This is a genomic window from Mesorhizobium sp. M0088, from assembly GCF_040322895.1.
In the GTDB taxonomy this organism is placed as follows: Bacteria; Pseudomonadota; Alphaproteobacteria; order Rhizobiales; family Rhizobiaceae; genus Mesorhizobium.
Genome location: NZ_JAMYUI010000045.1, coordinates 1 through 26998, shown reverse-complemented (window position 1 = coordinate 26998; position 26998 = coordinate 1). Strand labels below are relative to the sequence as shown.

The window sequence follows — 26998 nt, the reverse complement described above, 5'->3', positions numbered from 1 at the left end:
CTCCTGACACAAACAGTCCAAGACACTTCAATCACATAACAAAAAACCCCGCCGAAAATCGACGGGGTTTGTCAGCAGTCTGGAAAGCCCGCTCGAAGCGGGCTTTCTTGGAATATCAGACAACCTCACTCGTCGTCGTCATTGTCCGTGTTCTTCGACTTCAAGGCCGAGAGCTTGGCGAACACGGCGTTGGCGTCGAGTTCGGCGTCCTCGTCCTTCGGCTTCTCGGGAGCCGGCACCAGCCGCTCGGTCAAGGCCGCCGGCAGCAGCGTGTCGCCGACCGGCTGCGCCTGTTCGCGGCCGCGCGAGGCGCGGTTGACTTCCATGTCGAGGTCGATCTGCGAGGAAAGACCCAGCGTCACCGGGTCCATCGGCTGCAGATTGGCCGAGTTCCAGTGCTTGCGATCGCGAATCTGCTCGATCGTCGACTTGGTGGTGCCGACGAGGCGCGAGATCTGCGCGTCCTTGAGCTCGGGATGGTTGCGCACCAGCCACAGAATCGCGTTCGGCCGGTCCTGGCGCTTCGACAGCGGCGTGTAGCGCGGACCCTTGCGCTTGGATTCGGGCACCCGCACCTTGGGGTCCGAAAGCTTCAGGCGCTGGTTCGGGTCCTTCTCGGCACGGGCGATCTCGTCGCGGGTCAGCTGTCCGGTCATGATCGGGTCCATGCCCTTGATGCCTTGCGCCGCTTCGCCATCGGCGATTGCCTTGACCTCGAGCGGATGCAGTCCGCAGAACTGCGCGATCTGCTCGAAGGAAAGTGCGGTATTGTCGACCAGCCAGACGGCGGTCGCCTTGGGCATCAGCAGCGTATTGGCCATTTTTACAAATCCTTCTCGTTCGCCCGCGTTCCCGCGCGGGCGGTGGTTTAGAGCCACCAAAATGGGAAATTCGCGGTCTGTATAACCGCTCTCGGGTCGTTTCGCAACGTTTTTGGAGCCAAAGACCGCACCGCGTGCGCTGCGCGCTCAAGACCGCCGGATCGCCCGGAGCGCGACCGCCCCTTGTTCGACGGACGGCGCAAAAAATCGCGTCGGCTTTCCGGCCTGCCGGTTATCGGCCCGACAGCTCCACCTACCCCAGGTCGAATGCCTCGAAACGGTAGCGGCCAGTTGTCATCCAGGTTCAGTAGAACGGCGAATATGGCTCCAGTCCCGCTCGCGTGAAGATGGAAATGGGGTGATCAATTCGCGCGACAACGCCCGCCCCCAAATTGATGCCCGTTCCGTCGCAGACACTAAAGACTTTCGACCGCGTTCCGATCAGCACATGGACCGGTTTTCCCGCCTGGACGGGGTATGTACTGTTGTGAATGAAAAGGACCCCGCTCGCTTGTAGCGTGTCGTGCGCATTGCCGTTGCTGCTCGAAATTTCGACGTAGTCGCGACCCGCGAATGAATTGTTCGTCCAGATACCGACAACTCCTTCCACCGAGAGCCAACCATTCGCCCAGCCGTCCGCATCGCGCGGATAGTATTGTCTGAACAGGCGATAGGTCACTCGGTCCGATAGCCAGAAAACCGTCACGTAGCCGTCCATGTCCGGCACATAGGTGAACCAGATACCGGTCTCGCTCGTAGCGCGCAGGCCATCCGAATCGTATGGGTCCAGATTGTTGGCACTGACGAAATCCATCGAGAGCGGTACCGGATCGGTCACGGCATGATCGTAGAGTTGGGTGAGCGTCCACCGTCCATTATAGTTGAACCACTTGTCGAAGTAGGTTCCTCGATCGACCGTGTTCAGGTCGATCCTCTGCAATTCCCCCCGTTCGACCGGACCAAAAGGAACTGGCCCCAGGTCCGGTATATCGAGGCGTGGTATCATAACCGTGCTGGTCGCTGGTCGTTGCGACAATCTGCCTAGATCGAGCAAGGATCCTGTTTTGCCAACCGCCGATCGCACGTTCCGCGCAATCAGGTCCGCCCGATAGTCTCGCCAATAGTGCCCAGACCGGATCTTTTCGAACGCGACCATCTCTTCGATCAGATGGTCGACGTCTTTGGCGGAACGTCTTGTCTTGGAAAGGAAAGCGTTCTGCTTGCCAAGCAATTTCTCTCGCGCCTTGGCCTCGCCTTCCAGAAGGTCCGTGTCGAATGGCAGTTTACATCCCTGTGTTGGGGCAAAACCGCTTTCATGCTTCGTGTGGAAATCGACCTTTGACTTGACCATGCAACCTCCAGCAGTTTCTTGCCATTACCGTGGTGACGGTGCGCTTCTTGCTGCTCGCCACCTGTTGCCGTCAGAACTTCACGGCGAGATCGACCTTGGCGCCCTGGTCGACCGTGCCGCCGCCGAATTGGCCGGTATAGGCCAGGCCTAGCGTCGCGTTGGCCGACATGTTGAAGTCGAGCCCAGCCTCGACGACCGCGCTGTCCCTGGCGATCGGCACGCCGGCGATGGTGAAGTGATCGCCGCCGGCGAAGACGAAGCTGGAGGTCGGTGTGACATCGCCGAAGGCATGACGCCAGCCGAGCATGCCGCGCACCGTGGCGTTCATGCCGCCAAACGCGAAGTCCGAGGAACCGCGCAGGCCGAGCGTGGTGAAGGTCGCATCGGTGGACGTACCGGCGCTGGTCAGTGCCGCATCGCCACCGTCTTCGGTGAAGCCGTCGGTATGGACGCTGACATAGGCCAGGTTGGCGAACGGTTCGAACCTGAATTGTCCGGCATCGGCCTTGTAGGCGAGTTCGCCAAAGACCTGCGCGGTGCCGGCATCGTAGTCGGCCGACAACCGATCCGTGAAGTCGTTGAAAGCAACCGAGCGTTTGGTCGAAAGACTGCTCCAGGAGTAGGCAGCGCCGGTGCGGAAAGCGATGGCGCCCCAGTTGGTGCCGCCATAGAGGCCGAGGTGATAGCTGTCGCTCTTGCCGGAGGAGTTTCGGTCGGCATCGAAGCTCGAATGGCTGTAGCCGCCGAGCAAACCGACACGCCAGCCGCCCACCAGCGTGTCGGCGCCCGCCAGCAGGCCCCCCGTCGAACGATCGAAGGCAGCGGCGTTGCCGTCGCTGTCGGTATTGCCCCAGGACCCGAAAGCTTGGCCCCAGACGGCAAAACGGTCGGTATCGGCGGCGACCATTTCGGGGCCGCCTTCGCCATAGGCCATGACCGGCAATGCGGCCGCGCCAACATCGCCGAAAGCGGCGCGGATGCGGCTGGTCGCTGCGTCGCGGACGAAGCGGCTGTCCTCGACCAGCATGCCCTTGGCCGAGGCGTGGATTTCCCCCGAAAGCTGGTCGAAGGCTGCCTGGGCTTCGGCGTCGGTGGCTAGACCGGCAACGGCATTGAACACAGCCCCACCGGTCAGGCTGTCCAGCCCTTCACCGGTGGCAATCTGGTTCGGCGTCAGCCCGGCATCGGCGAAGTCGCGCACCTTGGTCACGTCGAGATAGGCGTTGTTGGCATCATAGGTGTCGGTCACAGACAGGAATGGAGTGCTGGTGACACCGGTCAACGCCTGGAATGTCGTCCCGCCAAGCCCGCTGCCGGCGGACACCACCGTGTAGGTGCCGACGGCGAGGCCCTGAGCCGTTACCGCCAGCGTCGCGCCGGACAGATCGGCCGTTCCTTCGACTGCGAACCGGTCGGATGCACCCGTGCCATTGATATCGACGGCCAGCACCGAGCCGGCCGCGAACGTCGCATCGCCGGCAAACTGGTTGGTGACATCGCCGGCAATGCCATTGGCCATGGTCAGCCTGCCATTGTTGGTGAAGTTGGACAACGCCTTGAATGTCGTCGTCACCGGGCTATCATAACCGACGGCGGCGGTGACAATGTCCTTGCCAACATCATTGGTCAGCGTGCCGCCACCAAACTCATTGATGCCGGCGGTGTTCCAGGTTGCGTTGTTGGCGACAATATTGGCGGCAGTGCCGAGCTTGACGGTGCCAAGCAGCCCGCCATTGTTGGTGAAGGTCACCGGCCCACCCGAGGTCTCTACCGCCACAAGGCTAGCTATCTGCGAGCTGTTGCGCACCAGGCCGCTGGTGGTGATGGAAATCGCTTGGCCGGCGGACGACATCGCCTTGATCGCGGCGTTGCCGCCTTCGACCGTGCCTGTCGCCGTGATGGTGGTGGCACCGGCGCCGTTGTTCTCGGCCAGGATGCCGAACTGGCCACCACTGGCTGCCGCGGCGTCGATCGTCACTCCGCCTGTCGTTGTGGTACCGGTTCGCACCTGGATGCCGGCGCCGAATGTCCCGGTGGCCGCGCCTTTCGCCGTGACCTTGGTGGCGCCGGTGCCGAAGTTGAAGGCAGCGAGGCCCGTGCTGTCGCCGCTGACACCCACCGCTTCGACGGTCAGGTCCGTCCCGTAATTGGCCACATCGATGCCGGGATCGGTGTTCCCGGTCACCGCACCTGTCGCTGTAATGCTGGTGGCGCCGGTGCCGAAGTTCCGTGCATAGATGCCGGTGAAGCCTTCGACTGCCGCGGCATCGACCGTCAGGCTCGTCGTGCCCCCGGCGTTGGTGACATGAATGCCGGTAAGACCAGTCACCAAGCCTTTCGCCGTGATTTTCGTGGCTCCTGAGCCGGCATTGTAGGCATAGATGCCTTGATGGCTGCCGCTGACCGCCGCCGCGTCCACCGTCAGATCGGTGGCATTGAGGCTTGCCGCAACGCTGGCAATTGTGCCGTCCGGATTGAAGGTTGCGATCCCATTGACGGCTGCGATCCCCGTATACCCGGTTCCCATCACATCGCCCTTGGCAGTGATGCTGGCGACACCGGTGCCTTGATTCTCGGCATAGATGCCATATTTGCCGCCGCTGACAGCCACGGCATCGATGGTCAAGCCGCCTGTCGCCGCCGTGTTGTTGAAGGCAAATATGCCATCGGAACCGGTCCCGGACACTGCGCCTGTCGCTGTGATATCGGTGGCACCGTCGCCGCTGTTGTAGGCGCGGATGCCGTTCTCGCCGCTATTAACCGTCACGGCGCTCACCGTCAGGCCTGTTCCCTGTGTGTAGACATCGATGCCGTTGTCGACCGTTCCAGTCACCGTACCCGTCGCGGTCACGCTGGTGGCACCGGTCCCGTTGTTCTGGGCATAGATGCCGGCGAAGCCACCATTGACTGCCGCCGCACTCACCGTCAGTCCGGCCCCGTCTGTGTAGGCATCGATGCCGTTGTTGCTTGCCCCAGTCACCAAGCCCGTCGCCGTAACGCTGGTGAAGCCTGTGCCGTTGTTGGTGACGGCGATGCCGCCCTTGCCGCTCACCGCCGCGGCACTCACCGTCAGGTCGGTCGCCGTGGTGCCGTTGGTGGCATAAATACCGTCTTCGCTTGACCCGGCTACGGCAGCCGTCGTGGCTATGATGCTGGTGGCGCCGCTGCCATCGTTCGAGGCAAAGATGCCGTACCGGCCGCCGGTCACCTTGCCGTAGGCGGTGACATTCAGATCGCTGCCAGCAGGGACGGTCGGGCCTGAAAAGGTCACGGTACCATTCAGAATCGTATTGACGACATCGAGTTGTTGTCCGCCATTGACGGCATGGATGCCGTCGCCGGTGCCGCCAGTCACGTCGCCATTGGCGGTGATGCTCAGGGCTGCGGTCGCCCCCTGGTTGATCGCGGAAATGCCGACATTGGTGCCGCTCACTCTTCCGGTGGTGACGTCGGCATCCGAGCCTAGCGAATAGATGAGGACGCCATAGCCATTGGCGCCGGTCGCCGTGATATCGCCGGTGGCGTTGACGGCGGTGGCGCCGTCGCCGGTATTGATGGCGGCGAGGCCGATCAGGGCGCCGGTCAAGGCACCATTGGTATCGATGGTCACTGCGCCACCCGGGTTCGGTCCGTAATAGGGAGGCGCCACCTGCGGAACCAGCGACACGACGCCAAGGCCTATGCCCGTCGTCGAGCTTAGCGCCGAAGAATTGGCATCGGTATAACTGACCGCACCTTTGCCCAGTATGCCGAGCGCGAAGGGATCACTGGTGGAGACACTGAACCCAGGGTCAGTGGTAACAGCCGGATTGGCGGGCGCCAGCAGAAGGGTCAGCAGATCGCCTGCGTTGAGCGGCAGGCCGATTCCGGACGGCACGATTTGGCCGGTCGTGTTGAGGCCGGAGCAGACATAGTTGGGTGGCGCCGCCGGCGTGCAGGCGGCGTCGGCATTTTGGCCCAAGCCGAGCAGCGTCGCCCCGGCCATCGCCGTGCTGACCAGCAAGCGGTTGCGATAGCGACGATTGCGATTGTTGAGATTCATGTAGTGCCCCAGCCCGATCCCAACAGATTGCCCTCGGCGGGAGCCGAAGCGATCATCAGTGTTTCCTGCCAATGGCTGATCGAATGCCGCCGGCTTTCCTAGTCGTCAAATGACGAGGGTCCGCCGCTTTGTGCCGCCAATGACCTCTTGCGGGGGCCGGACTGTTACATCGAGGATACACATTCCATTCGACTAATTTACCGGCGAGTAGGGCGACAAGCCGCACGAAAACCGTCGGCCCGAGCTACCTTGCACAGCCAGCCATATTGCCCCTGGCACAACATGGCCGGCAGCAGCAAAGAGCCGGCTTTCGAGCTTGATCCGAAGGATCAGCTTGTCGGCGCCGACGGTCCGCCTCTAGCCCGCCCCAACTGGCCGAGCCGACCATGACAGCGGTCTCGCCACGAAGCGCAGAAGGCACGATTAATCGAGGAGCCGATTTGGTTTGCCACCATCCATCTTGCTTTTGTGGATACGCTCCAGAATTGCGCTGGCAGCCTCGGCTCGCTCCTTCGGCCGCCCGGTCAGAAGCTGGCCTCCCAGTGAAGCCGGCATCTCCATCTCGCAATCCCAGACCGTCCATGCGTTGGTTGGGTCGAGTATGCAAATGTACCTCTGGAGCCTTTTTTCATCGGTCAACTCAGGTGCTCCCGACATCGAGGCTAAGCACAGGACTTGGCAGGACCAGCGCATGAACGCTCCACACGCTACGGCTTGACCGGTTTGGTCTCTTTCTTCGGCTGTACGGCCATCGACGGCCCCTCCGGCGGCGGGCCGGCATCGGCTGGGTTCGGCTGTTCGGCCACCGGCGTGTCAGGCGCTTGCGGGCCACCTGATGTCAGGTTGACCGACACGCCGTAGATCTTCCACTGCCGGTCGGCCGGCTCGAACAAAAGCTCGAAATTGACCTGCAAGGGTACCGACGGGAAGAAGCCAGCCATATGCAGCATACCGTTCGGCTCGATCTGAGGCAGCAAGGTTAGCTGCGGCTCGAGCACCGCGACGGCGCCGAAGTCTAGTGCCTGCTTGCGATGGTTGGCGAAGATGTCGCCGAGCCCTGCCGCACTGTTGGCCTGGAAATTCGGCGAGCCGAGATCGCGCAAAACGGTGTAGTTGCCGGTCTTGTTGGCCTGGTCGAGCGCCAAAAGCGCACCGCGGATCAGGATCAGCACGCCATTGCGGTCGATACCGGCAGGCCGCGCCGTCTTTTGCCCCACCCGTTTTTCCTTGGCTTGCGCATGCGCGGGCTGCGCAGGCACCGCGACGGCCATCAGCGCGATAGCCAATGCGGCGAGAAAACCGCGGGCGCCCGAAGTCCGCCAACCGGGCGCCCGCCACTGCAACGGCACGGAATGCTGAAGCCCCAAACCCCGCATCATCCCGGCCGTGTCAGTTCAGTGTCCATGAGGCTCCGACGCTGACGCCGACATCGCCACGGCCGGTGGTTGCCGATACGGCGGCGTTCATGCGGAACTCCTCGCTGGTGTTGTAGCCCAGGCCCAGCGCCAACCCCGATTGCCCTTTGAAATGACCGAAGCCGCCTGCCAGCGACAGTTTGCCGGGCCTGTCGTCGTAGCGCAGTCCCGCTGTCGCCAACGCCAGCGCGGTGCCGGCACGCGCTTCCGTGCGGGTTTCGCTGATCTCGCCGCCAAGGTTCTGGAAGCCGGACTCCAACGCGCCAACGCGCCCGTCGAGAGCCGCGATGTTGTTTGGCAGGTCATTCAACGCTGCGATGTCAAAGGTGGATGTCGCCAGATTGCCGGCACCGTCCGTGGTCACCAGATGCGTGACGCCAACCTGCTCCGCCCTGCTGGCATCCGAGGCAACACCCGATAGCGTATAGGTGTTCGTGGCACTGCCGAGCTTAACCTGGTTCGTGCGGTCGGTCACAATGCCCTGGCCGATGGCAATGGAATTGTCGAGATTGGCCTTCGCACCGCTGCCCAACGCCAGGGCGTTCGAGGCATTGGCCGCGGCGCCAGCTCCGACCGCCGTCGAATTCACTTGCCCATCGGCGGAGATGCCCGCCGAGGCGCCGCTGCCCAGCGCGGTGTTTGCCCTGTTCTGAAAGCCATTCGATGAGGTTCCACCGGTAACGGCTTGCGCGCCAACAGCGGTGTTGTTGTCTCCATAAGCCGACGCGGAATAGCCATTCGAGACCGAGTAATCGCCCAGTGCCTTGCTGCTCATTCCGGTAGCCGTTGCCCCTCCCTCTCCGGTGGATCCCTTCGCCTGGCTGTCATAGCCTGTAGCCGTTGAACCGTAGCCCAGGGCCTTGCTCGCCGAACCGGTCGCAGTCGCATAGAGCGACGTGGCCTGGGCGCCCTGTCCCGTCGCGGTGGCATCAGGGCCCGACGCTATTGCGTGGTAGCCCGTGGCGGTGGACTGCGAACTCGTTGCTTCCGCATAAGCGCCTGTCGCCGTTGAAAGTCGGCCTGTCGCCTTGGAGCTTGCACCGAACGCGCTGGAACCCAGCCCATTGGCCGTTGCGAAAGTCCCCACTGCGGTCGATATGTCCCCCTCAGCCTTGGCCAAGGTTCCGACAGCCGTAGCAAAGCCAAAGGTGGGGCTCGCCGGATCAGGCGGATTGGCGCTGGCCTGGGAGCCACACGCTAAGCTGTTCGGTCCGGAAGAGGTCGCACCACCATCGGTGCCGTCGTCTATCAGACAGCGATACTGCGCAAAGCCGCTGCCGGTCGTCAGCAGCAGCATTGTCCCAGCAAGCACAAACGACAGGCGAATTTTCAAAGAGAAAACCAACATCCACCCCCGAGAATGACGCCGCAGGGTTGCCTTGCACCAGACTTGATGCCTCTCCAGCCACCCCACAACGATTGTTTCGGCTCAGCGTTGGAAGAGATCCAACGAGCAATAAGCCGAACCTGACAATGGCGAGGCATCCCGAACAGTCGTCATATGACGACTGTTCGTCGCTTTGTCGGGTGGTTACGACCTTGTTGAACGAGGCTGTGACTCCAAAACCACAGATTAGTTTCTTCTAATGCTTCGCGGACTTGACCTGGAACCACCACAACTTGGCTGCACAGCGTCACAACTTGCACGAGACGATCCGCATGTTTAGGCTTTCTCCCCAACGACAATCCTTGAACGCCGGAAGGGTCAATGGCTCACGTGAGCATCGAAGCGGTCTCCGCAGTGGTCGGCAAGGTCTATGAGGCCGCTTACGATCAGGAGCGCTGGTTCGATGCGGTAACTGGCCTGCGCGACCTGTTCGGCGGCTCGCGCTCCTGCATCGTGCGCATCAGCCCACACACATTCGATGCGGTTGCAACCGATTTCGATCCCGAGTTCACCTCGCCAAAGGGCATCGAAGCCCTGCTGCGCGATCCGCTGGCGGCGGCATCGGCCGCCTTGCCTCTCGGCGTGGTCAGTCGCTGGCCCCTTACGGAGGAGGTGGCGGCGTTCCGCCGCCGCGAACTCTGGCAGGACTGGCTGCGGCCGCGCGACATGTATCACGGCCTCGTCTCCAACCTGCTCTCGTCGAACGACTCGCACTGGATGCTCAGCATCGATCGCGGCCCAGGGCAGGAAGCCTTCGGCGCCGAAGACATCGACCTGTTGCGCAAGATCGTGCCGCACATGCGGCGCGCCGGACAGATCGGCCAGCAGTTGGAGAAAACGTCGGCCCTGGCGTCGGCGTTTTCGCATCTGCCATTCGGCGTTTTTCTGATCAACGGCCATCAGCAGATCGCACAGATGAACGGGGCCGCCGAAGCGATGCTGTCGCGGCCCGACAGTCCGTTGCGATTAAGGGATGGCACAATCGCGGCCGCCAGTGCCGAGGATACGCAGGAGCTGGAGCGGCTGGTTGCCGACGCCTGCTCGCTGCATGACGGGGTCATACCGGGCGTCGGCGGTACACTGCTGGTGCCGTCCGATCGCCGGCAATCCGACCTGGCGCGACTGGTGCTGTCGGTGGCGCCGTTCGTCGATGCCCGTGCCTATGGCCTGGCGTCCGAACGTTGCGCGGTGGTCATGGTGACGGAGGTCGCCCGCCGTATTCCCGACGGCTTCGAGTTGCATGTCCGCGAGCTATTCGACCTGACGCCGGCCGAAGCCCGCCTGGCGACGGAACTGGCATCGGGACGCTCGCTGAAGGAGGTCGCGGCAGCGTCCAACATCACGGTAAAGACCGGCCGCACCTATCTCGAACGTATCTTCGCCAAGACCGAAACCCGCCAGCAGAGTGAACTGGTGGCGCTGCTCAAGAGCACCGAACCGCTCACCGGGCGCAGGTAGCAACCTGGTTTTTGGAACCCGACAGTCGGCATATGCCGACTGTCGGAGGCAAAGCATTCCGTGCAAGTTCCGCCCTCGATTGCAGCGGCCCGCCTTGAGGAGGCGGGCCGCTGCCGATGCGGGGAAAGTCGATGTTCGAAACCGGACACGCCGTGGTGGCGGGGTTGCTTCCGTTCGCCATTTCCTATGCGCTGGTGGCAATGCTGCCCGGCGCCAACTTCGCCGTCGTCACGCAGGCCGCGCTAACCGCTTCGCGCGCCACGGCTCTGTCTGCCGCCGCCGGTGTTGCCTTGGGCGCGAGTTCGCTGGCGACCATCGTCGCGACTGGCGCCGGAGCGTTGCCGTCAGGGGGCTTTGCACACCAGATGGCCGCCAGCCTCTACGGTGCAATGCTGGTCTTCATCGGTTGGAATTCGATGCGGCGGGCGCTGTCGATCAAGGTTGGCTTCGACGTGCCGAAGCCTGTTCCAATCACGCGATACTTTCGGCTGGGCTTTGTCACGGCAGTGGCAAACCCTGCCACCGCATTGTTCTTCGCGTCCTCCACACTGAACCTGGATGCGCGCGGGGCAATGCACCTGTCCTTGGCTATGCTGGTTTTTGCCATTGCCATTGCCTGGTTTGGCCTTCTCGGCCTTTGTATTTCCCAACCGGTCGCCCAGCGATTTTACGCACGTTTTCGAAAGCATGCGGACATCGTATTGGGAGGAAGCCTGGTGGCGCTCGGCTTTTCCGCATTTGGACATTGAGCGACAGGTGTATGCGCCCACTTGTCAGCCGCGGTTGGGCAGCTCCACGTTCTTCAGCAACGCCACGAGCTGGCTTTGCTGGCGGGTTCCGGTCTTGGCGAAAATCCGTTCGAGATAGGTGCGGCCAGTTTTCACGGTGATGTTGGAACGCGCCGCCGCCTCCTTCAACGGCCGCCCTTGCGAAAGGGCGGCCGCCAGCCGCGCTTCGGCGGGCGTCAGGTCGAACAGGCCGGCAAGCAGGGTTGGCGAAGGCACCATGGAACTGGCGCTCACCGCCGTCGCGGCGATCAGGATGTCGCCCCCCGAAAAGATATCATGCGCCGAACGGAGCAGCGGCAGGACATGGACGATGATCGACTGCCTGTCTTGTCGCGCGGGTACCGGGATTGATCGGACCGAGGGTTCGATCTCGCTGCGCACGGCGGCGATGGCTTGCTGAAACAAAAGGTCTGCTTGCACATCGCCAATCGCCATGCTGCCGAAGGCGACCGGCAGGAACATCGCGGGCATGGCCTCAAGCAGCGGGTTGGTGGCCAGCACGCGTCCATTGGATGAAAGGACAGCAGCCGGCAGTCCCATTCTTTCCATTGCCGCAACTGTTCCTTGCGCGCGCTCAAGCCCGAGCCTCGCCGCAATCAGGCTGGCACGCGCCAGATGCGGCCGCAGCGCGTTCATTCGCGCGAGATCGTCTGCCGAAGGACGATCGTTGTCGCGCCAGCGCTCGGTCGAAAACAGTGCCATTTCCCCCGTCGGCATGACGATGAACGAACCAATCTGTCCGCCAATCCCCAGCGGCCGGGTGCGATCGAGGCGCAGGTGATTGCTTGCCAGAGCTCCGGCGGGGAAATAATCGGCGTCGTAGACAAAAGCCGAAGGCGGGGTCATCGAGAAGAGGAGTTGCACCTCCTCGCTCTTCTGCCATCCATTGGCAGCGTCGAAAGCCTCCAGCACTGGCGAGATCAAATCGGTCGCGATGAATTTTGGCGGGGCTCGGTCATCGAACAGGACAAGCGAGGCGGCAGCCGAGTTGGACTCGCTGCTCAACTGCTCCAGGACGTCGCGCCACATCTCCGGCACGAATGCAGCCTCGTAGATGCGGTCGGCCAGATCGGAAGTCACTTGTGCCTCGTTGGCTGCGCTACCAACTCCGCGTTCTTCACCAAGGCGGCAAGCTGGCTTTGCTGGCGGGTTCCTGTCTTGGCGAATATCCGCTCAAGATAGGTGCAGCCGGTTTTCACGGTGATGGTCAGATCGGACGCCGCATCCTTCAACGGCCGCGGTTCTGCATCAGCGACAATCAGTTGGAACTCTCCGCAGGCGGAACCGGTCGTGCCGGGCCAGAGCTCGGGAACGAAAGCCGCCTCGTAAATCGCTTCGATCAGGCCGCCGCTCATCGGAACGGCTCCGCGCTCTTCAACAAGGCGACAAGCTGGCTTTGTTGCCGTGTCCCGGTCTTGGCGAAGATCCGTTCGAGATAGGTGCGGCTGGTTTTGACGGTGACGTTGGAGCTTGCCGCTGCCTCCTTCAACGGCCGCCCTTGCGCAAGGGAGGCCGCCAGCCGCGCCTCTGCGGGCGTCAGATCGAACAGGCCGGCAAGCAGGCTTGGCGACGGCACGGTGGCGCTGGCGCTCATCGCCGTCGCCGCAACCAGAATGTCAGCCCCGGAAAAGATCTCATGCGCGGCACGGCGCAGCGGCAGGAGATGAATGACCAGCGCCGGTTGGCCCTCCCTGGCTGGAATGGGGATGGAACGCACGACCCGATCTTGCAAATTGTGCGTAATGGCTTGCCGGAAAAGCTCATTCGCGGACACGTCGGCAAGTGCCATGCCGCCATGTGCGGCGGCGATGAAAACGGATGGCATGTTTTCCAGCAGCACATTGGCCGTCAGCACGCGTCCCGATGCAGTCATTACCGCCGCCGGCAGACCAAGGGCCTCGAGAGCCGAGACGCTCGCTTTGGCCTGCTCCATGCCCAGCCGCGCCGATACCAGGCCGGCACGCGAAAAGTGCGGGCGAAGCTGGTCGAGCCTGTCGATCGACGTCTGATCGTAGGTGCCGTCCCGCGTCCAGCGTTGAAAGACAAATGTAACCAGTTCGCCGCTCGGCATGGCAACCGCCGAACAGATATGAGCGCCGATACCTGCCGCCCTCAATTGTATCCGTACCGGATCATGCTCGAGCTCGTCGGCAGTCAGAAAATCTTCGACCTGCACGAAACTCGCCGGTTGCAGGCTGCACATGCGCTGAATCGCATCGGAGAATTTCCAGCTGTCGCCGGCAATGAATTCATCGAACAGGGAGCGGACGGTTTCAAGGGAATTGCCATGCCCGGGAGACTCGTCACTCAACCGGCCGCGAACGGGGGAGCCGTCGCTGAACAGGAAGATCGCGCCGTCAGCCGAACTCGAAAGCTCGCTGGCCGCTTCGAGAGCACCCGCCCACAAATCCGGCACGAACGCGGCCTCGTAGATCCTGTCCGTAAGATCATCGAACATGAGAGCGCACAGCCTCTTTCAGAGTCAGCGTCTTGCCGGCTCGGATCGTCAACGCGCTCCCACACGCCAACCGATACCCGCAAGATCAAAATGCCATGCTGAAAGCTGAGGTCAACCTCAGATTGCTGTCGAGCGCATGCGGTTGACGGCCCCAAAACGACAAAACCCGCCGGACTGGGTCCAGCGGGCTCGGAACCGCGACGGAAATCCGTCTGATGCGGCTCTGGCTTGCAACGCGTGACCTTACTAGGTCATGCTCGAATTCAGATGGCCCTGCGGGCGATCTTTTCGATGTCGGCGCGGTTGATGCCGAGATCGCTGAGCTGACGTGCGTTGAGACGGTTCAGTTCGCGGACGGTCTCGGTGTACATACGCCAGTTACGGAAAGCGCGGATCGGGTTCATGGTAGTCCTCCAAATTGATGTTCGTTTCGATGGTGCTCAAATAGGCGTCATCGATGAGGACTTGAATGGCTGATTTTGCATAGCAATGATGCAAATGCTGCATTGCAGCATTAAGCTTCTGTTCATCTTGTAGGCAGCGAGGCGCTAACCTCGCTCGCTGTCAGCCGACATCGAGCACGATCTTGCCGATATGTTCGCCGTCCTCCATGCGCTCATGCGCCCGCCAGGCTTCGCTGAGCGGGAAGATCATGTCCATGACAGGAGCAACCTTGCGCGTGCCGAGCAACGGCCACACCTGCGCTTCCAGCGCCGCCCCGATCGCCGCCTTGAACTCGACGGTGCGCGGCCTCAGCGTCGACCCGGTGTGGGTAAGCCGCTTGACCATGATTTTCGAAAAGTCCGCGCTTGCGACAGCACCCGCCTGCACGGCAATCTGGACGATCCGCCCCTCGACCGCAGCGGCCTCATAGTTGCGCGCCACATAGTCGCCGCCGACCATGTCGAGGATGACGTTGGCGCCCTTGCCGTCCGTTGCCTCCTTGACCGCGGCGACGAAATCCGCCTCGCGATAGTTGATAGCCCGATCTGCGCCGAGCTTCAGGCAGGCGTCGCATTTCTCCTTGCTGCCGGCGGTGGTGATGACATAGGCGCCGAAGGCTGAGGCAAGCTGGATCGCCGTCGTGCCGATGCCGGACGAGCCGCCATGGACGAGCAGCGTCTCGCCTTTCTTGAGGCCGCCACGCTCGAACACATTGTGCCAGACGGTGAAGTAGTTTTCCGGCACCGCCGCGGCTTCGGTATGGGTGAAGCCGGCGGGCAACGGCAGCACGCTCCCGGCATGCACCTTGACATATTCGGCATAGCCGCCGCCGGGCGTCAGCGCGCAGACGCGGTCGCCGATGCGCCAGCGCGATATGTCGTCGCCAAGGGCCGCCACTTCGCCCGACGCCTCGAGGCCCGGCAGGTCCGACGCGCCGGGCGGCGGCGGATAGGCGCCCTTGCGCTGCTGGATATCGGGCCGGTTGACGCCGGCGGCATGCACCTTGATCAGGATCTCGCCGGGGCCGGGCTGCGGCACGTCGCGTGTTTCCGGCTTCAGGACCCGAGGGCCACCCGGCTCCGAGATCGCGATGGCCGTCATCCTTGCCGGAATTTTCTGTCCGCTCGCCATGAGATTTCCCGTCTTTCCTCGCCGTTATCCGATCGGCTGTTTGCATCGACGCCCCTGCCCTATGTATGCTGATTGCCAAATCAGGCAAATGGCCAATCTGGTCTTGGCGGAGGAGGAGCGACGATGGCGATCTTCGACGACGAACCCAAGAAGAAGGCACCCCCCCACGAGATCGGGCAGGACCTGTCATTGCTTTCCGGCAGCGACTTGACTGAGCGGATCGGCATCCTGCGCGACGAAATCGCCCGCCTGGAAGCCGAACTCAAGGCCAAGGACACCACCAAATCCGCGGCCGAAGCACTGTTCCGCCGCGGATAGGCGCGCGGGCGCAAAGCCCGCCGCCGAAAAGCCCGAATGCGATTGTCTTCAGACCCAGCGTCCCCGCCAAACCTGAGCCGGATCAAACAATGTTCGCAACCTACCGACCGATCCTCTCGCTGCTTCGCGGCACCGCTTTCCTGCTCGCGGCGTCTGGATTGCATGGGCTGCTCCTGCCCCTGCGCGGTCAACTGGAAGGCTTCTCGACCGCATCGCTCGGCCTGATGGGCACGGCCTGGGCCGGCGGTTTCGTCACCGGCTGCTTCTTCGCACCGCGCATCGTGCGCCGCGCAGGCCACGTTCGCGCCTTTGGCGCCTTTGCCGCATCCGGCGCCATCGTGGCGCTACTGACCGGGCTGATCATCGACGAATATGTCTGGATCCTGCTGCGCGCCTTCACCGGCTTCACCATGGCCGGTGCCTTCATGGTCATCGAAAGCTGGCTGAACGAGAAGGCCACCAACGAGAACCGCGGGACCGTCTTCGGCCTCTACATGATGGTCACCTATGCCTCGATCATGGGCGGGCAGATGATCGTCGCCGGCGGCGACGTGAAGTCCGCATCGCTGTTCATGATCACCGGCATCCTGTTTTGCCTATCGCTCATTCCGACGGCGGTCTCGACCGCCTCTCACCCCAAGCCGCTGCAGGATGTCTCACTTGATGTCAGAGGCCTTTATGCCAATTCGCCGGTGTCGGCGGTCGCTTGCGTGTTGATCGGCATCGCCAACGGCGCCTGGGGCACGCTTGGCGCCGTCTATGGCGCCCGCATCGGCATTTCCACGGCCGAGATCGCCCTGATGATGAGCCTTGTGGTCGTTGCCGGTGCCGCCATGCAGCTTCCGGCCGGGCGTCTCTCCGACAAGACCGACCGGCGTTTCGTGCTGGCGGGAGCGGCTTTCGGCGGGGCTTTGTTCGCGCTCTTGATCTTTCTGTTCGAGCCGCGCTCCGGCGTCTTCGTCATCGTCTTCACTGCCGCCTATGGCGCCTTCGCCTACACGCTCTATTCGATTGCCGTGGCGCATGCCAACGACCACGCGCGCTCGGAGGATTTCGTCAAGGTATCTGGCGGGCTGTTGCTGCTCTACGGCTTCGGCACGATGATTGGACCCTTGCTCGCCGCCGCTTTGATGGGCTGGATGCGCCCGGAAGGTCTGTTCCTGGCGACCGCCTTGGCGCATCTCTGCCTGGCGGGCTACACGCTGCTGCGCATCAGCCGCCGCGCGCCGGTGCCGATCGGCGATCGTGATGCCTTCAAGACGCAGCCGGCCGACCGTTCGGTCACCCCGGAAGCATTGCGGCTCGATCCCAGAAGAAAAGCAGAAGCAGACGGTTGAGATTCGAAAGGCTTTGCCTCACTAATACAGGCATGATGTTTTCCGACGCCTTCATGGCGATTGCCGATCCCAATCGGCGCCATCTTCTGGAAGAACTTCGCCGCGGCCCGAAAACCGTCACCGAACTGGCCGCCGGCTTGCCGGTCTCGCGCCCGGCTGTGTCGCAACATCTGAAAGTGCTGCTCGATGCCGGCCTGGTCCACGCCAAGCCGGAAGGAACAAGGCGCGTCTATACGGTAAGCGGCACCGGCTTCCTCAAACTCAACATCTGGCTCGATCAGTTCTGGGAAGCCTAACCCCGATCAACCGTTGTTGTAGGGGAAGAACTTGAAGTAGGGCTTCGCCTCCTCGATCACCCGAGCGAAGGCGGGGCGCTGCAGCAGGCAGTCGTGATAGCGCTTCACAGCCCGATACTCGTCGCCGAACGGCTCGACCTTGTTGGCATAGAACAGCGCCGGGGACGCTGCGCAATCGGCCATGGTGAAGGTGTCGCCCATCGCCCAGATCTTCGACTGCATGTCTTGTTCGATGATGGCATAGGAATTGCGAAGCTGGTCGCAGGCCTGCTCGACGCCGAACGGGTCAGTCTTGTCCTGCGGCCGCAACCGATCGCCGACGATCTTCTGCATCGGCTCCTGCACATAGAAATCATAGAAGCGGTCGGCTTGGCGAACGGCCAGCGCCAGGTCGATGTCGGCGGGAACGAGGTCGACCGGCCCCGGATAATGCACGGCCAGATATTCGACAACGATGGTCGATTCCAGCACCGTGCGGTCGCGCGCATCGTCGCGCAGCGCCGGCATCTTGCCGGCCGGCGAAATCTTCAGGAAGGCCGCGCGCGACTGAGCATCGCCAAGATCGACGATGACAGGCGTGAACGGCGTGGCGTTCTCGTACAGCGCGATCAGCGGCTTCCAGCAGAAGGAGGCCAGCGGATGGAAATGAAGCGTCAGGGACATTTTTTGCTCGCCTGTTTCCTGGTTTATCGGTGGCCGGCGCCGGGCATGCTCGTCATAGGTAAACACTGCGGCAAGCATTGCTCGTCAAGGCCTGCTTTTGCCGCTTCAAGCGGCGTGGGCGACGATGCCGGCAACAATCATATCCCAGTCGTTTGGATGCAGCTCGTGGCCGCCACCTTCGATCCGGATGATTTTCGCGCCGGTGACCGCCTTCCCCAGCGCCTCGCCATGTTCGACCGGAAAGACCGGATCGGCCGTGCCGTGGATGACCAGCAGCGGCGCCGTCATTTCATGCAAGCGGCCTTTCCACGCGTCGCCGCCCCTGAGCATGAAATGGTTGGTGGCGCTCAGGAAGCCGCCGGAGCGGTCGTGATCCTGCTCGACAAAGGCACGCATCCGGGCCTCGTCGAATGGATGTGCGATGCTGGCGATCGCCCGCGCGTCCCTGACGATGAAATCGACCACCTGGCCACGGTCCGACCAATCGACTTTGGCGCCCTCGGCCGAGTGTTCCATGTAGGCTTCGGTCGTCCCGGGAAGGCCGGATGTGTCGATTCCCACCGGCGAACTGCTGATCACGGTCAGAGAAACGACACGGGACGGGTGTTCCAACGCCACAAGCTGCGCGATCATGCCGCCCATCGACATGCCGACGACATTCGCCTTGCCGATACCGTGGTCGTCGAGAACGCGCATTGCATCGTCGGCCATATCATCGAACGTGTAGGGCGGCTCTCCCGGCTTGTATTTGGTCGAACGGCCGGTATCGCGATTGTCGTAGCGGATCACGAACAGGCCGGCATCGGCCAGTTCCCGGCAAAACGCCTCCGGCCACCACAGCATCGAGGCCATCGCTCCCATGATCAGCAACAGCGGCGGGTTCGCCGGATCGCCAAAGGTTTCGGATATGATTTCGGGGCGTTCGGTCGTCGTCACGGTGCGGCCTCCTCTCCTGCAATACTGATTGCATTTTGCAATCGGTTGGACGATAATAAAACTGATACGACAATGCAACTGGTTTTGGAGAAAAAATCTCATGAGCATGGATCGCCGGTCCGGATGTCCGATCAACCTGTCGCTGGAAGTGTTCGGCGATCGCTGGAGCCTGATCATCCTTCGCGACATGATCTTCGGCGGCAGGCGTCATTTTCGCGAGCTGCTCAACGGATCGATGGAAGGCATCGCCTCCAACATCCTCGCCGATCGGCTGAAGCGGCTGATGGAACTGGGCATGCTGACCAAAGCCGACGACCCCTCGCACAAGCAGAAGGCGATCTACAGCCTGACCGAAATGGCGATCACGCTGGTGCCGATCCTGGCCCATCTCGGCGCCTGGGGCCGCGTCTGGCTGCCGGTCAGCGAAGAACTCTCGATCCGCGCCGAACTTCTGGAAAAGGGCGGACAGCCGATGTGGGACAAATTCATGGACGAATTGCGCCATGAACATCTCGGCAAGCCGCTCGATACCGCGTCGGGTCCTTCTGTCCGCGCGACCTTGCAGGCCGCCTATCAAGCCCTGGTTGCCAGCAAGGCTCTCGCCGCCGACTCTGCCGCTTGACCAACTTATTTTCCCGTTTGGGGGCCGGCTCTGCTAGAAGAGCGGAAAATCACAATTCACGGGATTGGATAAGGTCTTGGTTGAGAACTCTCGGGATGCTGCCCGCGCACGCGCCGACCTGCGCTTCAAGAAGCAGGAAGAGGCGGCAACCGTCCGCCAGAAGGCGATGGCCGAATACGTCGCCGAGAGCGACGCCCGCCAGGCCAAGACCAACAAGCTGCGGGCGCTGCGTCTCGCCAAGGAAGCCGAAGACCTCGCCAACGCGCCGGCGGAACCTGCCAAGAAGCCGGCCCGCGCCAAGAAAAAATGACCTGAAGCCGCACAGGCACCAACTCCTATCCGGGAGGCTGTGAAGGTCGCTTCCATCCCACCTCTTCACGCGAAGCAATTTCAACCGAAACCGGGATGTTATCTCGCCCGTCGACGGTCGATGATCGACGCCTTTCAGACAGGAGACCGCCATGACCGCACTGCCGCTCGAAAAAGCCAGGCAAATCATCGATGCCGCCTTTGCCAAGGGCTCCGATCTCAAGCTTAAGCCGCTTGGCGTCTCGGTGCTCGACGCCGGCGGGCATCTGGTCGCCTTCCAGCGCCAGGACGGCGCCTCGTTCCTGCGCCCGCAAATGTCGGCCGGCAAGGCCTATGGTGCGCTCGCCATCGGCATGGGCTCGCGCAAAGTCGAGGCTTTCGCCAAGGAGCGCCCGCACCTCGTCGCCGGCATCTCGGACGTCTCTGGCGGACGCGTATTGCCGGTGGTCGGCGGCGTGCTGATCCGCGACAAGGCCGGAGCCATCATCGGCGCCGTCGGCGTTTTAGGCGACACGTCGGACAATGACGAAGCCGCGGCCATCGCCGGCATCGAGGCCGCCGACTTCACCGCCGATCCGGGCTGAGCGTCGGGGAACTTCGTCATCCACGGCGGAGCAGGAGCGAAGCTCCGTCGCGGAGACCCGAGGATCCATTCCGTAACATCAGCCGTAGAGTGCAGCGGAGCAGAATTCTGGACCGCTGAAACGCTCACGTGTCGCGGCATGGATCCTGGGGTCTGCGCCGCGTCGCTACGCTCCTTGCTACGCCCCAGGATGACGACGTTACGGGCGTTTCCGACAACTGTCAGCGCAAGCGCCTGTCAAACTTCCGCCTTCCGCGCTGGGGACCTAATTCAGATTGATGTCTCGGCTGGCCGATCGCATCGACACTGCGAATCCGGCCAGCACGTCGAACAGCGCGATGACCATCAGCGTGAAGAAGACGGAATGGGCCGCGCCCTTCACCAGCAGGAACTCGACCAGGAAGGCCACGAACACCAGCGTCGACAGAAGATGGTCCATGATCGAGGCGTTGGTCGTACGCACCGACTTCGCCATTTCGAGGAACAGGAAGACCAGCCCGATCAGTATCATCAGGTCGCCCAGCGTCATCGAGAACACGCCGCCCGACATCATACTGAAGGAGAAGACCTCGCTCGCCCAAGGATCGTCACCACTGCCGAAAATTCCCAACAGTCCGAGGTTGTAGAGCACGAAAGGCACGATCAGCAGCGGAATGGCACCGAACATCTGGCGTCTCCATGTGGGGGCAATCCTTTGTAGAATGCGCCACAGGCACGCCGTCAAGATGTTTCGATGGCAGCGTTGAACACGGTCGAAGACCGCACGCAACAACCATGTCAGCCGGTTGCCGGCCGAAGGATTTGCAACGCCTGCGGTGCACGCCTCGAAATGCGCTGCCGGCCGGCCCAAACGCAAAAGGACCAGCCACCGGCCGGTCCTTATGGAAATTCAAACCTTTGAAAAAGCTTTTCTCAGCTTTCCTTGGGCGTCAACACCTGACGACCGCGATACATGCCGGTCTTCAAGTCGATGTGATGCGGACGGCGCATTTCGCCGGAATTCTTGTCCTCGACATAGGTCGGGGCCTTGAGGGCGTCGGCCGAGCGGCGCATGCCGCGCTTGGACGGAGAGGTTTTACGTTTCGGAACGGCCATGGATATGCTCCACTACATGGTCAAAAGCCCCGCCCGCCCTCGTGAAAGGGCCATGTCGGGGCCTAAATCTGAGAAAGTCGGGTGCCTATACACGCCCTGTGCCGTTTTGGCCAGCACTGGCGCGAATTTTTTTGGATCGGCTAGCGGAGACAACCGACATAGGCGCCGGAGCGGCCGGCGCGCCGCTCGATCAGATTGGCGAGCCGCCTCAAGCCAGGCCCGGGTTTGGCCGGATTGCGGGCGATCGGATTTGGCAAGGAAACCGCAAGCAAGGCGGCCTGCCGTCGCGACAGCTGTTTTGCCGAAACGCCAAAATGGTGCTGTGCCGCGGCCTCGATGCCGTAGATGCCCGGGCCCCACTCGGCGATGTTGAGGTAGATTTCCATGATGCGCCGTTTCGACATCACCGCATCGAAATAGACGGCCAGCGGCAATTCGACCACCTTGCGCACCGAGCCCAGCGGCCGCGACCACAGAAACAGGTTCTTTACCGTCTGCATGGTGATGGTCGAGGCACCGCGCGTCGCTTCGCCGGCCAGCGCGTCGTCGACGACGCCTCTCAGCTCGCCAAGATCGACGCCACGATGAAAGCAGAACTGCCCATCCTCCGACATGATGACGGAATTGGCCAGCACCGGCGACACGTCGTCGATCGACACCCAGCGGCGGTCGTAACCGGAGAACGTCGCCAGATCCTTCAACATCAGCGTCGAGACAGGATGCACGAAGAACGGCAGGTAGAGAAAGGTCAGCACGACCGGAATCAAAGCCAGCACCGCAGCCACGACGATGCCGCGCCGGACCCAGCGTTTGAGACCGCGGCGATTTACGCCTCGCGATCTCGTCGCCATGTCCAGCTTTTCGGTTTCATGATCGACGATCGGTTCCGCCAAGCCGCCCAACCCGTGCCAGAGAGCTCGTTTTGAAACGCGCTCCTGTGAGTCATGTGACGGTGTTTTCGAGAACCGGAGCGGAGCGTACATTAGAGTACGCAAGCACCGGAAGCGCAGAAAACGCCCTCAGATGACCGCAGGAGCAGAGTTTCCAAACGGGCTCATACTGCTCCGGCATAATGGCGCTTGCCTTCTTGCGCAACGTCTGAGTGTCGGCTACCGGTCCCGGCCATGACGAATGACGACCAAATGGCGTTCGAAATGGCGCTCATCCGACGCGCTGCCGCCGTCGAGGTGCTGCTGCGGCGGCTGCTCGACGACCGCGCGCTTTCGGGCGAGATCGCCCGGCCTGAGCGGTTGATGGCAGCCATGCGGCACGGCGTGCTGAACGGCGGCAAGCGCCTGCGGCCCTTCCTGGTCATGGAAAGTGCCGCCCTTTTTTCCGCCGATGGCGAGGCGACACTGCGTGTCGCCGCCGCACTTGAATGCGTGCATTGCTATTCGCTGATACACGACGACCTGCCCGCCATGGACGACGATGACCTGCGTCGTGGCCAGCCGACCGTGCACAGAGCCTTCGACGAGGCGACCGCCATCCTGGCTGGCGATGCCTTGCTGACGCTGGCCTTCGACGTCATCGCCGGCGAGGCGACCGCCCTGCCCGCGGAGCGGCGGGCGGCCCTGGTGCTGGCGCTGGCCCGCGCCGCCGGACCCGGCGGCATGGTCGGCGGCCAGAAGCTCGACCTCGAAGCCGAACAGACGCCGCCGGACGAGGCCGGCATCATCCGGCTGCAGGCGATGAAGACTGGCGCTCTGATCCGTTTCGCCTGCGAGGCAGGTGCCCTCATCGCCGGCGCCCCGGCCGATGACCGCGAGCGGCTGGCCGAATTCGGCTCGGCGATCGGTCTTGCCTTCCAGCTTGCCGACGACCTGCTCGATTTGACCGCCGATGCCAGCCAGATGGGCAAGGCAACCGGCAAGGACGCCGCCGCCGGCAAGGCGACGCTGGTGGCCTTGCATGGTGCGAATTGGGCTCGCAATCAGTTGCACGGCCTCGTCGAGCAGGCGCATGCACTGCTTGATCCTTATGGCGACGACGCCCAGTTGCTGAAAGAAGCGGCAACGTTCGTGGCGACCCGCACCAGTTGAGGTTGGCGCCAGCCGAGATATCGAGCTGACTAAAGTTCGCACGTCCCCGCCGGCCGGTTCTGAAATAGAGCTTGAGCGGAAGCCTGCCGAGGCAGAGGATCGACATCGCTTTGCCACCGCACGGCAAGCACGCGGTGCGGATAGAGTTGGAGGGATGCCATGTCGACCACCGACAAGCTGTTCACCGGTTCCATTCCCGAAGTCTACGACCGGGCGATGGTGCCGCTGATCTTCGAGCCCTATGCGCAGGATCTGGCGGAGAGAGTGTCGAAGCTCGGGCCGCAATCGGTGCTCGAAGTGGCGGCGGGCACCGGTGTGGTGACGCGTGCGCTGGCAGCAAGATTGCCGGCGCAAACACGCATCGTGGCCACCGACCTCAACCAGCCGATGCTCGACCACGCGCGCACGCGGATGGCGGACGATCCTCGTATCATCTGGCAGCAGGCCGACGCCCAGGCACTGCCCTTCGAGGACGCCCGGTTCGACGCCGTGGTCTGCCAATTTGGCGCGATGTTCTTCCCCGATCGAGTGGGCGCCTACGGACAAGCGCGGCGGGTGATGCGGCCGGGCGGGCATTTCCTGTTCAACGTCTGGGGTGCCATCGAAGACAATGAGTTCGCCGAGGAAGTGACGCGGGCACTCGGCCATTTCTTTCCGGCCGATCCGCCTCGCTTCATGGCGAGGACGCCGCATGGCTATCACGATGCAGACGCCATCCGCGCCGACCTGCATGCCGCCGGCTTCCGTGACATCACCATAGAGCCGCTGGATGCCGTCAGCGCCGCTTCCTCGCCATATGAGGCGGCCGCGGCCTATTGCCAGGGCACGCCCCTGCGGGCTGAGATCGAGGCGCGCGGCGGCTCGCTGGAGGAGACGACGCGATACGTGGCAAATGCCCTTGGGAAACGGTTCGGGGAAGGCTCGGTGAGTGGCCGCATCCGCGCCCTCGTCGTGGAAGCGGCCTAGGCGTGGTGTCCATCCGGCGGCTCGCATGGCCTGCCAACCCGCACGAACGAAATTTTAATGTAAATGAAGCGTAATCCCGGCCATTAAAATGGTGCGTATGTGTTGGGGTTGCGCATGCCTGAATATTCGTCCTTCATCCGGTCGGTCCGGATCCGCTATATTTCAGGTTTGCTGATCTTCGCGCTGGCTTCCGCCGGCATCGTGATTGCGCTTGACCGCGTCAATTCCTTTCGCCGCGACATCGATGCGCTGAGCAGCAATCTCGTCATCTTCACCCGCGACCTGCGCAACGCGACCAACTTTGCCGAGACGACCGGGACAGCCTGGCGGGCGGAGACACGCGATGCCCTGACCACATCGGCGCGCGGCCATTCGGAGCGTCTGACCGGCGAGATCGAGACGCTGACCGCCCAGCTTGCGGCGATCAAGCCGCGGCTGTCGATCAAGACCGTCAACGAACTCCAGTCCGCTTCCGTCAACGGCGATCTGTTCTGGTCGCCGCGCGACATGGTGCGCAATTTTAACCTGATGTCGGTGGCGCAGAAGGTCGACGAGTGGAGCTATCGCGAAATCCGCAACCAGAACGACCTGTTTGCCCAGCCTATGCTGGTTCGCGTCCGCACCGCCATGGATGATGAGCGCCACCTGGCCGATGCCTCAAGCGACAGACTGCTGCTGTGGGCGAGCGGCATCCTGTTCGCGGCACTTGCCATCGTCGCCTTGTGGATCTTTCGCCCGATGGAAGTGGCAATCCGCCGCGCCTTTGCCGAATCCGCCGAATCCCTGTTCAAGGCCGAGGCCGCCGACCGCGCCAAATCGGAGTTCCTGGCCAATATGAGCCACGAAATCCGCACGCCGATGAACGGCGTGCTCGGCATGGCCGAACTGCTGGCCAAGACCGATTTGACGGCGCGCCAGAAGACCTTCACCGACGTCATCGTCAAATCCGGCAATGCGCTGCTCACCATCATCAACGACATCCTCGATTTCTCCAAGATCAATGCCGGCCAACTTACCCTCGATCCTGCTCCCTTTCGCCTTTCCGAGGCGGTCGAGGATGTGGCGACGCTGGTCTCGGCGCGCGTCGCCGAAAAGAACCTCGAACTGATCGTGCGTGTCGACCCGCGCCTGCCGGCCCATGTCGTCGGCGACGCCGGCCGGTTCCGGCAGATCATCACCAACCTGCTCGGCAATGCCGTGAAGTTCACCGAGAAGGGTCATGTGCTGATCGATGTCGGCGGCGAGATCGTCAACGACGTGGTCCAGCTCAAGGTCCGCGTCGAAGACACCGGCATCGGCATACCGGCCGAGAAACTGCAGAATGTATTCGAGAAATTCGCGCAGGTGGACGGCTCGTCCACCCGCCGTCATGAGGGCACGGGGCTGGGCCTCGCCATCGCCGCCCGCCTCGTCGACCTGATGGCAGGCAAGATCGGTGTCGAGAGCGAGATCGGCCGCGGCTCGGTGTTCTGGTTCGCGGTGCCGCTGGCCGCGCATCAGGCGGCGGCGCGCGACGAGATCGTGCCGGTCGACGTCACCGGCGCGCGCGTGCTGGTCATCGACGACAATCCGGTCAACCGCGAAATCCTGCTCGAGCAGCTCAGAAGCTGGAGCTTCGATTGTGCCGCCGCCGAAAGCGGCGCGGTTGGGCTTGCTTTCCTCGACCGCGCCTTTCAATTGGGCGCCGCCGTCGACTGCATCATCCTCGACTACCAAATGCCGGGCATGAACGGCGCCGATGTCGCCAGAGCCATTGCGTCCGACAGCCGGCTGTCCTCCATTCCGGTGGTGTTGCTTACCTCGGTCGACCAGGTCGATTTCGGCAAGATGATCATCGACTACGGCATCGCAGCGCACCTGACCAAGCCGGCGCGCTCCGCGGTGCTGCTCGGCACCGTCATCTCGGTGATCCAGAAGGCCCGCTCGCAGGTCGGCAAGGCGCGGTTCGTCCGCGAACCGATCGTGCAGGCTGCCTCGGCGGCGCCGCCTGCCTTCACCGTCATCCGCGGCCCGGCGATGCCGGTCGCGGCAGCGCCGGAATCGACAACCGCGCCGAACGGACCGATCGACATCCTCATTGCGGAGGACAATGACGTGAACCAGCTGGTGTTCGGCCAGATCCTCAACGGGTTGGGCTTGAGCTACCGCATCGCCGGCAACGGCCGCACGGCGGTGGAGATGTACCGGGCGCTGCGCCCCAAGTTGATCCTGATGGATGTCTCGATGCCGGAAATGAACGGCTACGAAGCGACCCGCGCCATCCGGGCCATGGAGACCTCGACGGGCACGCACATACCGATCATCGGCGTCACCGCGCATGCGTTGAAGGGCGATCGCGACAAGTGCATCGAATCAGGCATGGACGACTATCTGCCGAAGCCCGTTTCGCCCGACCGCCTCGGCACCAAGATCGGCACCTGGCTCAGCGAAACGGTCGTGGCCAAGACAGCCTAGCCCGGATATCTCACACAGTTGAAGTGCATCGGGGCTCCGAATCAAGGAAAATGCTTCTGCGACAAAGACTTACCTTGAGCAG

27 protein-coding genes and 1 pseudogene are annotated in these 26998 nt (G+C 62.7%); 11 read left to right on the top strand and 17 right to left on the bottom strand.

The genetic code is table 11. From position 1 onward, the window contains the following. Positions 1-125: 125 nt before the first annotated feature. From NKJ67_RS34030 to NKJ67_RS34000, 7 genes and pseudogenes are all read right to left on the bottom strand, one after another. Entirely contained in the window at positions 126-821 is a 696-nt protein-coding gene (locus tag NKJ67_RS34030; RefSeq protein ID WP_352585731.1) for a DUF1013 domain-containing protein, read from the bottom strand. A 304-nt stretch (positions 822-1125) separates the two neighbouring features. Next, complete coding sequence (locus tag NKJ67_RS34025) at positions 1126-2172, bottom strand: hypothetical protein (RefSeq protein ID WP_127330968.1); 1047 nt, start codon at positions 2170-2172, stop codon at positions 1126-1128. Positions 2173-2242: 70 nt separating this feature from the next. Then, entirely contained in the window at positions 2243-6214 is a 3972-nt protein-coding gene (locus tag NKJ67_RS34020) for an autotransporter outer membrane beta-barrel domain-containing protein (RefSeq protein WP_352585729.1), read from the bottom strand. A 423-nt stretch (positions 6215-6637) separates the two neighbouring features. Next, positions 6638-6853 carry a hypothetical protein gene (locus NKJ67_RS34015; protein WP_352585728.1) on the bottom strand — a complete coding sequence of 72 codons (216 nt, stop codon included), beginning with the start codon at positions 6851-6853 and terminating at the stop codon, positions 6638-6640. A 68-nt stretch (positions 6854-6921) separates the two neighbouring features. Then, positions 6922-7590 carry a hypothetical protein gene (locus tag NKJ67_RS34010; RefSeq protein WP_352585735.1) on the bottom strand — a complete coding sequence of 223 codons (669 nt, stop codon included), beginning with the start codon at positions 7588-7590 and terminating at the stop codon, positions 6922-6924. Positions 7591-7603: 13 nt separating this feature from the next. Further along, positions 7604-8404, bottom strand: a complete 801-nt coding sequence (locus NKJ67_RS34005) for a YadA-like family protein (RefSeq protein WP_352585733.1) — start codon at positions 8402-8404, stop codon at positions 7604-7606. Positions 8405-8506: 102 nt separating this feature from the next. Beyond that, positions 8507-8926: pseudogene (locus NKJ67_RS34000) on the bottom strand (hypothetical protein); the annotation flags it as partial. 411 nt (positions 8927-9337) lie between these two features. On the opposite strand from NKJ67_RS34000, the gene NKJ67_RS33995 reads away from it, so the two are divergent. Beyond that, complete coding sequence (locus NKJ67_RS33995) at positions 9338-10474, top strand: helix-turn-helix transcriptional regulator (RefSeq protein ID WP_352585726.1); 1137 nt, start codon at positions 9338-9340, stop codon at positions 10472-10474. Positions 10475-10605: 131 nt separating this feature from the next. Beyond that, positions 10606-11223 (top strand): LysE family transporter, encoded by a 618-nt coding sequence (locus tag NKJ67_RS33990; RefSeq protein ID WP_352585724.1) that lies wholly within the window; start codon positions 10606-10608, stop codon positions 11221-11223. A gap of 24 nt (positions 11224-11247) precedes the next feature. Here NKJ67_RS33990 and NKJ67_RS33985 read toward each other — a convergent pair whose 3' ends face one another. The 5 genes from NKJ67_RS33985 to NKJ67_RS33965 form a co-directional block, all read right to left on the bottom strand. Continuing rightward, a complete protein-coding gene (locus NKJ67_RS33985) occupies positions 11248-12342 on the bottom strand; it encodes a helix-turn-helix transcriptional regulator (protein WP_127273828.1) in 1095 nt (364 codons plus the stop codon). Beyond that, entirely contained in the window at positions 12339-12617 is a 279-nt protein-coding gene (locus NKJ67_RS33980) for a hypothetical protein (protein WP_127270922.1), read from the bottom strand. The genes NKJ67_RS33985 and NKJ67_RS33980 overlap by 4 nt, the downstream gene beginning before the upstream one ends. Then, complete coding sequence (locus NKJ67_RS33975) at positions 12614-13720, bottom strand: helix-turn-helix transcriptional regulator (RefSeq protein WP_127270920.1); 1107 nt, start codon at positions 13718-13720, stop codon at positions 12614-12616. Before NKJ67_RS33975 ends, NKJ67_RS33980 begins: the two co-directional genes overlap by 4 nt. Before the next feature lie 263 nt (positions 13721-13983). Further along, positions 13984-14124 (bottom strand): DUF1127 domain-containing protein, encoded by a 141-nt coding sequence (locus NKJ67_RS33970; protein ID WP_013529236.1) that lies wholly within the window; start codon positions 14122-14124, stop codon positions 13984-13986. 160 nt (positions 14125-14284) lie between these two features. Continuing rightward, a complete protein-coding gene (locus NKJ67_RS33965; protein ID WP_352585721.1) occupies positions 14285-15295 on the bottom strand; it encodes an NAD(P)H-quinone oxidoreductase in 1011 nt (336 codons plus the stop codon). A gap of 123 nt (positions 15296-15418) precedes the next feature. On the opposite strand from NKJ67_RS33965, the gene NKJ67_RS33960 reads away from it, so the two are divergent. The 3 genes from NKJ67_RS33960 (at position 15419) to NKJ67_RS33950 (ending at position 17246) form a co-directional block, all read left to right on the top strand. After that, entirely contained in the window at positions 15419-15613 is a 195-nt protein-coding gene (locus NKJ67_RS33960) for a DUF1192 domain-containing protein (protein WP_352585719.1), read from the top strand. A gap of 89 nt (positions 15614-15702) precedes the next feature. Beyond that, positions 15703-16950 (top strand): MFS transporter, encoded by a 1248-nt coding sequence (locus NKJ67_RS33955; RefSeq protein WP_127269296.1) that lies wholly within the window; start codon positions 15703-15705, stop codon positions 16948-16950. A gap of 32 nt (positions 16951-16982) precedes the next feature. Further along, on the top strand, positions 16983-17246 hold the full coding sequence (locus NKJ67_RS33950) for an ArsR/SmtB family transcription factor (RefSeq protein WP_013529232.1): 264 nt from the start codon (positions 16983-16985) through the stop codon (positions 17244-17246). Positions 17247-17252: 6 nt separating this feature from the next. Here NKJ67_RS33950 and NKJ67_RS33945 read toward each other — a convergent pair whose 3' ends face one another. Continuing rightward, a complete protein-coding gene (locus NKJ67_RS33945) occupies positions 17253-17909 on the bottom strand; it encodes a glutathione S-transferase family protein (RefSeq protein ID WP_352585717.1) in 657 nt (218 codons plus the stop codon). A 105-nt stretch (positions 17910-18014) separates the two neighbouring features. Then, entirely contained in the window at positions 18015-18845 is an 831-nt protein-coding gene (locus NKJ67_RS33940) for an alpha/beta fold hydrolase (protein ID WP_128309435.1), read from the bottom strand. A gap of 100 nt (positions 18846-18945) precedes the next feature. Between NKJ67_RS33940 and NKJ67_RS33935 the strand changes: the two genes are divergently transcribed. The 3 genes from NKJ67_RS33935 to NKJ67_RS33925 all read left to right on the top strand — a co-directional run bounded on the left by NKJ67_RS33935 (position 18946) and on the right by NKJ67_RS33925 (position 20360). Beyond that, positions 18946-19467 carry a winged helix-turn-helix transcriptional regulator gene (locus NKJ67_RS33935; protein ID WP_127319737.1) on the top strand — a complete coding sequence of 174 codons (522 nt, stop codon included), beginning with the start codon at positions 18946-18948 and terminating at the stop codon, positions 19465-19467. A 76-nt stretch (positions 19468-19543) separates the two neighbouring features. Then, entirely contained in the window at positions 19544-19777 is a 234-nt protein-coding gene (locus NKJ67_RS33930) for a hypothetical protein (protein ID WP_027037125.1), read from the top strand. A 151-nt stretch (positions 19778-19928) separates the two neighbouring features. Continuing rightward, positions 19929-20360 carry a GlcG/HbpS family heme-binding protein gene (locus NKJ67_RS33925; RefSeq protein ID WP_352585714.1) on the top strand — a complete coding sequence of 144 codons (432 nt, stop codon included), beginning with the start codon at positions 19929-19931 and terminating at the stop codon, positions 20358-20360. A gap of 264 nt (positions 20361-20624) precedes the next feature. Here the strand turns inward: NKJ67_RS33925 and NKJ67_RS33920 are convergent, their stop codons facing one another. From NKJ67_RS33920 to NKJ67_RS33910, 3 genes are all read right to left on the bottom strand, one after another. Further along, positions 20625-21026, bottom strand: a complete 402-nt coding sequence (locus NKJ67_RS33920; protein ID WP_023810946.1) for a hypothetical protein — start codon at positions 21024-21026, stop codon at positions 20625-20627. A gap of 245 nt (positions 21027-21271) precedes the next feature. Then, positions 21272-21454, bottom strand: coding sequence for a 50S ribosomal protein L32 (rpmF, locus tag NKJ67_RS33915; RefSeq protein WP_008834724.1), 183 nt, complete (start codon positions 21452-21454; stop codon positions 21272-21274). 140 nt (positions 21455-21594) lie between these two features. Next, positions 21595-22356, bottom strand: coding sequence for a transglycosylase domain-containing protein (locus tag NKJ67_RS33910; protein ID WP_127271462.1), 762 nt, complete (start codon positions 22354-22356; stop codon positions 21595-21597). Positions 22357-22578: 222 nt separating this feature from the next. Here NKJ67_RS33910 and NKJ67_RS33905 point away from each other — a divergent pair, with 222 nt between their 5' ends. From NKJ67_RS33905 to NKJ67_RS33895, 3 genes are all read left to right on the top strand, one after another. Further along, the gene (locus NKJ67_RS33905; protein WP_127276505.1) at positions 22579-23496 is read left to right on the top strand and encodes a polyprenyl synthetase family protein; all 918 of its coding nucleotides are present in this window, start codon (positions 22579-22581) and stop codon (positions 23494-23496) included. A 159-nt stretch (positions 23497-23655) separates the two neighbouring features. Beyond that, the gene (locus NKJ67_RS33900) at positions 23656-24462 is read left to right on the top strand and encodes a class I SAM-dependent methyltransferase (protein WP_352554510.1); all 807 of its coding nucleotides are present in this window, start codon (positions 23656-23658) and stop codon (positions 24460-24462) included. A gap of 114 nt (positions 24463-24576) precedes the next feature. Continuing rightward, positions 24577-26916, top strand: coding sequence for a response regulator (locus NKJ67_RS33895; protein WP_352585711.1), 2340 nt, complete (start codon positions 24577-24579; stop codon positions 26914-26916). Positions 26917-26998: the final 82 nt, after the last annotated feature.

Bases quoted from the DNA above. Each gene is read 5' to 3' on its own strand.
- NKJ67_RS34030 (WP_352585731.1), bottom strand. From the start codon at position 821: ATGGCCAATACGCTGCTGATGCCCAAGGCGACCGCCGTCTGGCTGGTC.
- NKJ67_RS34025 (WP_127330968.1), bottom strand. From the start codon at position 2,172: ATGGTCAAGTCAAAGGTCGATTTCCACACGAAGCATGAAAGCGGTTTT.
- NKJ67_RS34020 (WP_352585729.1), bottom strand. From the start codon at position 6,214: ATGAATCTCAACAATCGCAATCGTCGCTATCGCAACCGCTTGCTGGTC.
- NKJ67_RS34010 (WP_352585735.1), bottom strand. From the start codon at position 7,590: ATGCGGGGTTTGGGGCTTCAGCATTCCGTGCCGTTGCAGTGGCGGGCG.
- NKJ67_RS34005 (WP_352585733.1), bottom strand. From the start codon at position 8,404: ATGAGCAGCAAGGCACTGGGCGATTACTCGGTCTCGAATGGCTATTCC.
- NKJ67_RS33995 (WP_352585726.1), top strand. From the start codon at position 9,338: ATGGCTCACGTGAGCATCGAAGCGGTCTCCGCAGTGGTCGGCAAGGTC.
- NKJ67_RS33990 (WP_352585724.1), top strand. From the start codon at position 10,606: ATGTTCGAAACCGGACACGCCGTGGTGGCGGGGTTGCTTCCGTTCGCC.
- NKJ67_RS33980 (WP_127270922.1), bottom strand. From the start codon at position 12,617: ATGAGCGGCGGCCTGATCGAAGCGATTTACGAGGCGGCTTTCGTTCCC.
- NKJ67_RS33975 (WP_127270920.1), bottom strand. From the start codon at position 13,720: ATGTTCGATGATCTTACGGACAGGATCTACGAGGCCGCGTTCGTGCCG.
- NKJ67_RS33970 (WP_013529236.1), bottom strand. From the start codon at position 14,124: ATGAACCCGATCCGCGCTTTCCGTAACTGGCGTATGTACACCGAGACC.
- NKJ67_RS33965 (WP_352585721.1), bottom strand. From the start codon at position 15,295: ATGGCGAGCGGACAGAAAATTCCGGCAAGGATGACGGCCATCGCGATC.
- NKJ67_RS33960 (WP_352585719.1), top strand. From the start codon at position 15,419: ATGGCGATCTTCGACGACGAACCCAAGAAGAAGGCACCCCCCCACGAG.
- NKJ67_RS33955 (WP_127269296.1), top strand. From the start codon at position 15,703: ATGTTCGCAACCTACCGACCGATCCTCTCGCTGCTTCGCGGCACCGCT.
- NKJ67_RS33950 (WP_013529232.1), top strand. From the start codon at position 16,983: ATGATGTTTTCCGACGCCTTCATGGCGATTGCCGATCCCAATCGGCGC.
- NKJ67_RS33945 (WP_352585717.1), bottom strand. From the start codon at position 17,909: ATGTCCCTGACGCTTCATTTCCATCCGCTGGCCTCCTTCTGCTGGAAG.
- NKJ67_RS33935 (WP_127319737.1), top strand. From the start codon at position 18,946: ATGAGCATGGATCGCCGGTCCGGATGTCCGATCAACCTGTCGCTGGAA.
- NKJ67_RS33925 (WP_352585714.1), top strand. From the start codon at position 19,929: ATGACCGCACTGCCGCTCGAAAAAGCCAGGCAAATCATCGATGCCGCC.
- NKJ67_RS33920 (WP_023810946.1), bottom strand. From the start codon at position 21,026: ATGTTCGGTGCCATTCCGCTGCTGATCGTGCCTTTCGTGCTCTACAAC.
- rpmF (WP_008834724.1), bottom strand. From the start codon at position 21,454: ATGGCCGTTCCGAAACGTAAAACCTCTCCGTCCAAGCGCGGCATGCGC.
- NKJ67_RS33905 (WP_127276505.1), top strand. From the start codon at position 22,579: ATGACGAATGACGACCAAATGGCGTTCGAAATGGCGCTCATCCGACGC.
- NKJ67_RS33900 (WP_352554510.1), top strand. From the start codon at position 23,656: ATGTCGACCACCGACAAGCTGTTCACCGGTTCCATTCCCGAAGTCTAC.
- NKJ67_RS33895 (WP_352585711.1), top strand. From the start codon at position 24,577: ATGCCTGAATATTCGTCCTTCATCCGGTCGGTCCGGATCCGCTATATT.